This is a genomic window from Bacillus sp. MBGLi79, assembly GCF_002953915.1.
In genome coordinates, this window is record NZ_CP026521.1 from 2,389,090 (window position 1) to 2,396,849 (window position 7,760).

Annotated in this window: 7 protein-coding genes; 3 read left to right on the forward strand and 4 right to left on the reverse strand. The window is 39.3% G+C overall.

Going from position 1 to position 7,760, the window contains the following annotated elements; genetic code table 11:
* Window positions 1–35 precede the first annotated feature (35 nt).
* Window positions 36–1,487: a 4-hydroxyphenylacetate 3-monooxygenase, oxygenase component gene (gene hpaB, locus C1T29_RS11770; protein WP_095431618.1), complete on the forward strand. Its 1,452-nt coding sequence runs from the start codon at window positions 36–38 to the stop codon at window positions 1,485–1,487.
* Window positions 1,488–1,524: 37 nt separating this feature from the next.
* Here hpaB and exlX read toward each other — a convergent pair whose 3' ends face one another.
* Both exlX and C1T29_RS11780 read right to left on the reverse strand, forming a co-directional pair.
* The gene (gene exlX, locus C1T29_RS11775) at window positions 1,525–2,223 is read right to left on the reverse strand and encodes an expansin ExlX (protein ID WP_095431617.1); all 699 of its coding nucleotides are present in this window, start codon (window positions 2,221–2,223) and stop codon (window positions 1,525–1,527) included.
* Window positions 2,224–2,493: 270 nt separating this feature from the next.
* A complete protein-coding gene (locus C1T29_RS11780) occupies window positions 2,494–3,171 on the reverse strand; it encodes a YoaK family protein (protein WP_095431616.1) in 678 nt (225 codons plus the stop codon).
* A 172-nt stretch (window positions 3,172–3,343) separates the two neighbouring features.
* On the opposite strand from C1T29_RS11780, the gene C1T29_RS11785 reads away from it, so the two are divergent.
* A complete protein-coding gene (locus C1T29_RS11785) occupies window positions 3,344–4,381 on the forward strand; it encodes a polysaccharide lyase family 1 protein (RefSeq protein WP_095431615.1) in 1,038 nt (345 codons plus the stop codon).
* Between the two features lie 230 nt (window positions 4,382–4,611).
* Window positions 4,612–5,295: an SOS response-associated peptidase gene (locus tag C1T29_RS11790; RefSeq protein ID WP_095431614.1), complete on the forward strand. Its 684-nt coding sequence runs from the start codon at window positions 4,612–4,614 to the stop codon at window positions 5,293–5,295.
* A gap of 497 nt (window positions 5,296–5,792) precedes the next feature.
* Here C1T29_RS11790 and oxdD read toward each other — a convergent pair whose 3' ends face one another.
* Together oxdD and C1T29_RS11800 are read right to left on the reverse strand one after the other, a co-directional pair.
* Window positions 5,793–6,971, reverse strand: a complete 1,179-nt coding sequence (oxdD, locus tag C1T29_RS11795) for an oxalate decarboxylase (RefSeq protein ID WP_095431613.1) — start codon at window positions 6,969–6,971, stop codon at window positions 5,793–5,795.
* A 122-nt stretch (window positions 6,972–7,093) separates the two neighbouring features.
* Window positions 7,094–7,582 (reverse strand): DUF4944 domain-containing protein, encoded by a 489-nt coding sequence (locus C1T29_RS11800; protein WP_095431612.1) that lies wholly within the window; start codon window positions 7,580–7,582, stop codon window positions 7,094–7,096.
* Window positions 7,583–7,760 lie beyond the last annotated feature (178 nt).

A 7,760-nucleotide genomic window follows, 5' to 3' on the forward strand; every position in this document is an offset into this window, starting at 1 on the left:
ATACGCAGCATACATTTAAGGAGCGATACACTAAAATGGGGATCATCAATGGCAAAGAATTCATTGACCGATTGAACAAACTAGAAAACGAAATATGGTATGATGGCAAAAAAATAAAGGGTAACATTTCTGATCATCCGGCATTTAAAGGAATACTCAAAACAAAAAGCTCGCTTTATGAACTGCAAACAAAGGATGAGTTAATAAACGAAATGACTTATTGCCTTCCTGGAGATCATGATCGAATCGGCCTTTCCTATCTCCAGCCTAAGACCAAGAATGATTTGAAAAAAAGAAGAAACATGATTGAACATTGGGCTAGACACACTCACGGAATGATGGGGAGAAGTCCGGATTACATGAATACGGTTATGATGAGCTTTGCTTCGTCAGCAGAGCTTCTAAAAGATAAAGAGAATTGCTTTCCTGAACATATACTAGATATGTATAAACAAGCTGCTAAGCATGACCTTTCTTTTACCCATACATTCATTACCCCGCAAGTGAACCGGTCACAGTCCTATTTCGGGCTAAGTGAAAAACCGATATCTGCTAAAGTCATTGATAGAACCGAAAAAGGTTTAATCATTCATGGCGCGCGTCTGCTTGCAACACAAGGCGGGTTGACTGATGAAATATTGGTTTTTTCAGCGCCTAAATTTTTCTTTGAAACAGATGAAGCTTATGCTTTTTCACTCCCTTCTAATACAAAAGGCGTCAAATTCATCACAAGAGAATCATTTGTGTTAAGCGACTCTGCCTTTAATCACCCCTTAAGCTCAAGGTATGAAGAGATGGATTCAATTGTAGTTTTTGATCATGTGTTAGTGCCGTGGAATCGTGTGTTTTTTTACGATAATGTGGAAACAGCTAAAGAATTTATGACAAAAAGCTCATTTCATGCTTTTACCTTTCACCAGGTTGTCATTAGGCAAATGATAAAAATTGAATTTCTATTAGGCGTTGCACAGCTTCTGGTTGACACCATTAATGTTTCCGAATATCAGCACATACAAGAAAAGCTCTCTGAAATCATTGTAGGATTGGAAACAATCAAAGCGCTCATTGACAAGTCGGAAAATGACGCTCAATTAGATGAATTCGGCTATATGCGCCCTAGTTTAATTCCTCTTCAAGTCATCAGTACCATTATTCCTAAGCTATATCCTCGATTTACTGAAATCATACAATTAATTGGAGCTAGCGGAATGGTGACACTGCCTACTGAAAATGCATTTGATTCAGAGATACGGGAAGATCTTGACCAATATCTTCAAGCAACCAATACAAATGCTGAAGAACGGGTGAAAATTTTCCGATTGGCATGGGATTTAACAATGAGCTCATTCGGAACAAGACAAACCCATTACGAAAGATACTTTTTCGGAGATCCTATTCGGATTTCAAGCAGGCTGTATACCAGCTATCCAAAGCAGGAGCAGTTGAACATCATAAAAGCATTTTTACAAGCAGATGTAGAACAATGAAAAAAACAGCGGAAAAAGATCCGCTGTTTCGTATTTTTTATTTAGGAAACTGTACATGCCCTGGCACTGTATATGCATTGGACGTTCCGCTTTCAGGCAGCTTTGGAATGGTGTCTTTCACGACTTTCCCGCGAATGTCAGTTATTCTGACTTTGAGAGAGCCTGTCCCTAAATTCGTACTGACAAAATGGTTATAGTCCATTTTTTCCATGTTAATCCACTTGCCATTCTTTTCATATTCCATTTTCATAACAGGATATCTGTGGTTTCTGACTTGAATTGCCGCCCACCACCTGCTGCTGCCTTCTTTGACCCGGTACGTGAAATTTCCGGTGATTGGAGCTTTGACAACACGCCATTTAATATTGATTTTTCCATCTTTCATATTCCCGATTTTACGGAAGGCATTAGGTGACAGATCGAGAGCTCCCCGAGCACCTTCGGGATATAGATCAGTAACATAAACGATAGTTTTCCCTTTTGGCCCTTCAACTTCCAAATAAGAGCCGGCAAGAGCTGCTTTTACTCCTCCGTAATTGAGATCCGCTGGATTTATTGCAGTAATCTCCATATCGGAAGGAATGGGATCCAACAGGAAAGCTCCTCCTGAATAACCTGACCCTGTATACGTTGCATATCCTTCATGCAGGTCGTTATATGCTGCCGAAGCTTGCGGGGAAAAACAGAGGATCGTCAATAAAACCATACCAACAAATGCACTCATGATCTTTTTCATACTTGGTCCTCCTCAAACCAGACTTCAAATGAGAATCATTATCATTATAAGACTCAATCCAACTGGTTTGAAAGAGGAAATAGATTCATAGTTGATTTTAAGGCGAATTCACTATCATTCATATATCTAATGAAGCGTACTTATGAAAAAAGCAATTCGAATGAACGAATGTGCACATCAGCCGAATTTCTTATTTTTACCTCACAAAATTCACATAACAATCAAAAAATGAGACAGCCTGTTGGCCTGATAACAGCTATGCAGGAAAAGCTATTTTTCCCCGCTTAGTTTCAACTTAGCTGTCATCATAATGCCAAAGATCAGCACAATCGGAACCCAAATAATGAAGTGATTAAAATCAGGCTCAGCCAGAGCAACAATAATAGCTCCCACACAATATAAAATAATAGCCAGTGCTCTTAACACAGTATCTCTTAAGAAAGTCTTCTTTTGCTTCTTAAAAAACAAACGGCCGGATATATCCTCTAATAGAGAAGCGAGTGTTCCGGTCAATACAGTTGAAGAAATACCTGCGATCCCCAGTTTTTTGGCTGCTATCGTTTGAATCCCCATGGAAATGCTCATGAGTATAATCAGAATGTGCACAGGAACAAAAGCCCGGTAAAAAGAAAGACAAGCAAAGACAAATAAAATGAATGCTTCAAGTGCAAGGGCTTTTGTTACAGCAGCAGGCCAAAGGGTATTTTCCGCCTTTCCGACAATCAGTGTTGCAATGATCACGCCGCATATAAATCCAATGAGCGCAGTTAAGGAATTGAAAACAGTGACCTGAAGGGATTTGCCGATAGCTAATCCCAATAATACAATGTTTCCAGTCATATTAGCTGTGAACACATGTCCCAAGCTTAAATACCCAATTACATCCACGATTCCAGCTGTTAAACATAAAAGTGATAGCAAGGTGTTTCGATAAGCGGCTGCAGTCAACGTTGTATCAATCCTTTCTTCTATTTCAATTGTTAGTATGTCTTTTGACGCAATCTATATTTTTTAAGTAACCAAGCGTTAATTGGGAAGATAGAACCTATCATTCCTTTCCATTAACTGTAATAATAATCTCCGCAAGGAAATGATTAAAATTGAAAGGAAGTATATTGTAATGAAACGATTTTGTTTATGGTTCGCCGTGTTTGGTTTGTTATTGGTTCTCTTGCCTGATAAAGCGTTAGGCGCAGTTGATTTTCCGAATACCTCGACAAATGGCCTTTTAGGATTTGCCGGAAATGCTAAAAATGAAAGAGGCATTTCCAAAGCGGGCACAACGGGTGGGAAAAACGGGCAGATTGTTTACATTCAAAGCGTAAATGATTTAAAAACCCATCTAGGAGGATCCACACCAAAAATTTTAGTGCTCCAAAATGATCTTTCCGCATCTGCGAAAACAACAGTTATCGTTGGCTCAAATAAAACACTCGTGGGCTCTTATGCGAAAAAAACGCTGAAAAATATTTATTTAACAACTTCTTCAGCTTCTGGAAATGTCATTTTTCAAAATTTAACGTTTGAACACAGTCCGCAGATTAACGGAAATAATGATATCCAGCTTTATTTAGACTCCGGCATGAACTATTGGATAGATCACGTCACATTCTCCGGCCACAGCTATAGTGCAAGCGGGAGTGATTTGGACAAACTCCTGTATATCGGTAAATCAGCAGATTATATCACGATCAGCAACTCAAAATTTGCGAATCATAAATACGGTTTGATTTTAGGATACCCAGATGATTCTCAGCATCAATATGACGGCTACCCCCACATGACAATCGCAAATAATTATTTTGAGAACCTGTATGTTAGAGGCCCGGGTCTGATGAGATACGGATACTTTCATGTTAAAAACAATTACAGCAACAATTTTAACCAGGCGATTACGATTGCCACAAAAGCAAAAATATATTCCGAATATAATTACTTTGGGAAAGGCAGTGAAAAAGGCGGAATCCTTGACGACAAGAGCACAGGTTATTTCAAGGATATAGGCAGCTACCCTTCACTCAACAAGCAAACCTCCCCTTTGACTTCATGGAATCCGGGGACAAATTACAGTTATCGCGTTCAAACACCGGAGTATACAAAAGAATTTGTCACGAAATATGCCGGATCACAAAGTACAACTCTGGTATTTGGCTACTGATATAAAAGAGGCCTGCGTAAATAACGCCGTGCCTCTTTTTGTTCTTAAACGCGATTTTTAAACGATCCTTGGTCAAACCAAAAAGCATTATTTCTTTTTCACAATAACTTCTTAACTGTCTTCTTATTATACCAGTTTATCGCAAGTAAAAAGAAATCATTGTCTGGTCCTGTATGAAATGAACGTTCGTCCCACACACTATTCAAAAACCCCTAAAAAGGATGATGGACATGTGCGGCAGGTTTACTTTATTCTCTGCATTTGATGATATTATTGACCAGTTTGACATCAATCAATTTTTTCCTAAAGATGAATACCAGCCGAGCTATAATATCGCACCATCACAAAACATTCTTGCGATCATCAATGATGGATCCAATAATCGCTTAGGCAAGCTTAGATGGGGACTTATTCCTCCTTGGGCAAAAGATGAAAAGATCGGTTATAAAATGATCAATGCTCGAGCCGAAACAATAACCGAGAAACCGGCTTTTCGAAGACCGCTTGTCAGCAAACGCTGCATCATCCCTGCCGACAGTTTTTATGAATGGAAACGGTTTGATTCCAAAACCAAAATCCCATTGCGGATCAAATTGAAATCATCTGCTCTTTTTGCGTTTGCTGGCTTATATGAAAAGTGGAACACACATCAAGGAGACCCTCTTTATACCTGCACCATCATAACAACTGAGCCTAATGAGCTCATGAAAAATATACACGACCGGATGCCGGTTATATTGGCCCGTGATTTTGAAAAGGAGTGGCTAAATCCTCACAATACAAACCCTGAATATCTGCAAAGCTTGCTTGTGCCTTATGAAGCTGATGCCATGGAAGCATACCGGGTTTCATCATTAGTAAACTCACCTAAAAATAATTCATCTGAGCTTCTTGATGTACAGAATCGTCTGTAGTGATTGCGATTCTATAGTAAGAACTTGCAAAATGGCTTTGTTCCTTAGGGCCAATCTATTTTTGTTTCAATGAATATTTAGTACACAGATCAATTAGTTATTTTTTTCAGTTTTAAATAATATCATTATGTAAACTTAATGTTAATCCAATAATGTAAAACGAATTTACATCGCTTATAAAATTTCACTTTTCAATTTTGTCAGCAAAAAAACTGAACCACATTAAACTGATAAAACCTGCCGCACCTGTGATTGCAAATATGATATACGCCCATATAGGTAAATCCATATCCTTTCCTCCTAAGAATTAAATTTTTTTATCTTACATTAAGGTCTTCTTCTTTGTCTATCCAGTGTAATACCTAAACAGTTTAAAGCTCATTACAATAGATTCAAGCAGAAAACCCCTACATAACGCATACATAGGGATTAAATAAAAACGCAGGCCGACACCTAGCTCTAGTTACTTTAAGACCACTGTGTGATCGGTTCAGTCTTTACGTGCCTGGATATTTTACAACAGGCACTTTCTTCTTACGCAGAGAATCAAGCATGACTGATCCAGCATTTAAGTTGCTTTGCACTAATTCTTTAGGAGTCAATGCCATCCATTGATTGAGTGACACATCTGCATAGCGGTCACTTTTGAACATTTCTAAAAACCATAAGGTTTCTGTACCAGTGTTTTGTATATAGTGTCCAGCATTAGAAGGCACGTATCCAACGTCACCTGCTCTATAGTCAAATGTGCGGGCAGTCCCATTCCCGATAAATACTGTCATGCGTCCCTGCCCTGTTAGATAATACTGCCACTCATCGCTATTAGGGTGCCAATGAAGCTCTCTCATCGCGCCAGGCTCAATCTGAACAAGTGCAGCGGCTATCGTTTTTGAAATCGGGAAGTTAGAAGAATCCACAATTCGTACGCTCCCCCCTAGCATTTGAATTGGGGGTTGATTTAGCAACTCGTGTTTAAAGGTCATGGGTACTTTTCCATATGGTGACTGAATGTCTTCACTTTCGACTGATCCCGGCACATTCCCTTGGTAGATATAGACTTGCTCTGAAGGAAGAGAGTTGAAAGCATTCTCCGGCACACCAAAATTCGCAGAGAGAACATCTTTTGGGGTGTGTGCAAGCCAATCAGAAATGGTTAACGTTGAAAACTCAGAAAAGTTTCCATCATCGAAAACGAGCAGAAATTCGCAGTGTTCTAATCCCTGTATGGAATGCGGAATTCCTGCCGGGAAGTACCAAAGGTCGCCGGGGCCAACATCAGCAATGAAATTTCGTCCGTCCTGGTCAACAGCGGTGATACGTGCCCGTCCCAAAAGCATATAAGCCCACTCCGCTTGCTTATGCCAATGAAGCTCGCGGACACCTCCCGCAGTTAAGCTCATGTTTACCCCTGCAATCGCAGTCGAAATCGGAAGCTGTCTGACGGTGATTTCTCTTGACCAGCCGCCATGATCTAATTTCATGGGAGCGTCTGAGAATGAAAATCTCAAGTTAGGAATCATACCTTCATCTGTAACAGGCGGAACAAGTATATTCGGATTTTGAATATCCCGCATCATATTTCGCGGACCTGCATCAATAGCTCCAGCTCCATCACTTCGAATAGGCTGCGGCACGTTTCTGTCTTCATGATTGATTGGTTGTTGTTCCAACAGCATGCACCTCGTTTTAGAAATGAACAAGATTTTATTTCAGCCTATGCAGAGTTCTAGATTGCTGTGCCTAGGAATCCGCAAATAAAAAAGTGACCACAAATGTGATCACAAATACATCAAATAAGCTATTTTTTATACCATGGCTTCTTATGTAATTTGATTTCTTCTGTCTGTTTTTTCTGGCCTGTCTTCCACTCTACCTTCACTAATACATCATGTCCTATCACTTCATCTTCAGGCATATAATCAAAGGTGGCGATATGGTCCTCCATACGTCCCCCACCTGGCATTTCTTCACCTGTGTATTCTGATAAGTCGTACTCATCTATGTGATCATCTTGATATTTTTCGCCATCTACATACAGAGTAATTCTTTCAACAACAGTTCTTTTCTCATCTTCCTTACTCCCCTGCCAATACAAATTCAGAAAGTAATTAGGTCCAATTGAAGTTTTGTCTGATTTTTCAAGGTTAGACATCCACAGTCCGCTTTTCCCGCTGCCCTCATATTTCACTTTGTTTCCTGACACCATTACAAATAATGCGATGACGCAGATGATCAAGAATCCAGCAATGATCAATAGCCATTTCTTAAAGTTGTTCTTTTTTATCATGTTTTTCCCCACTTTCCTGATTCTTTAGTAGGAAAACATGATCAAAATGTTACTGAAAAGAAAATAAAAAACTTCGAATTTAAATTAACGCTCTTTCAGAGACAAAATTTAAACGCATATCACGCCTTACATAGTTTTAGAATGGGCTTATATTTTTAAAAATCAGACAAAACTTCAA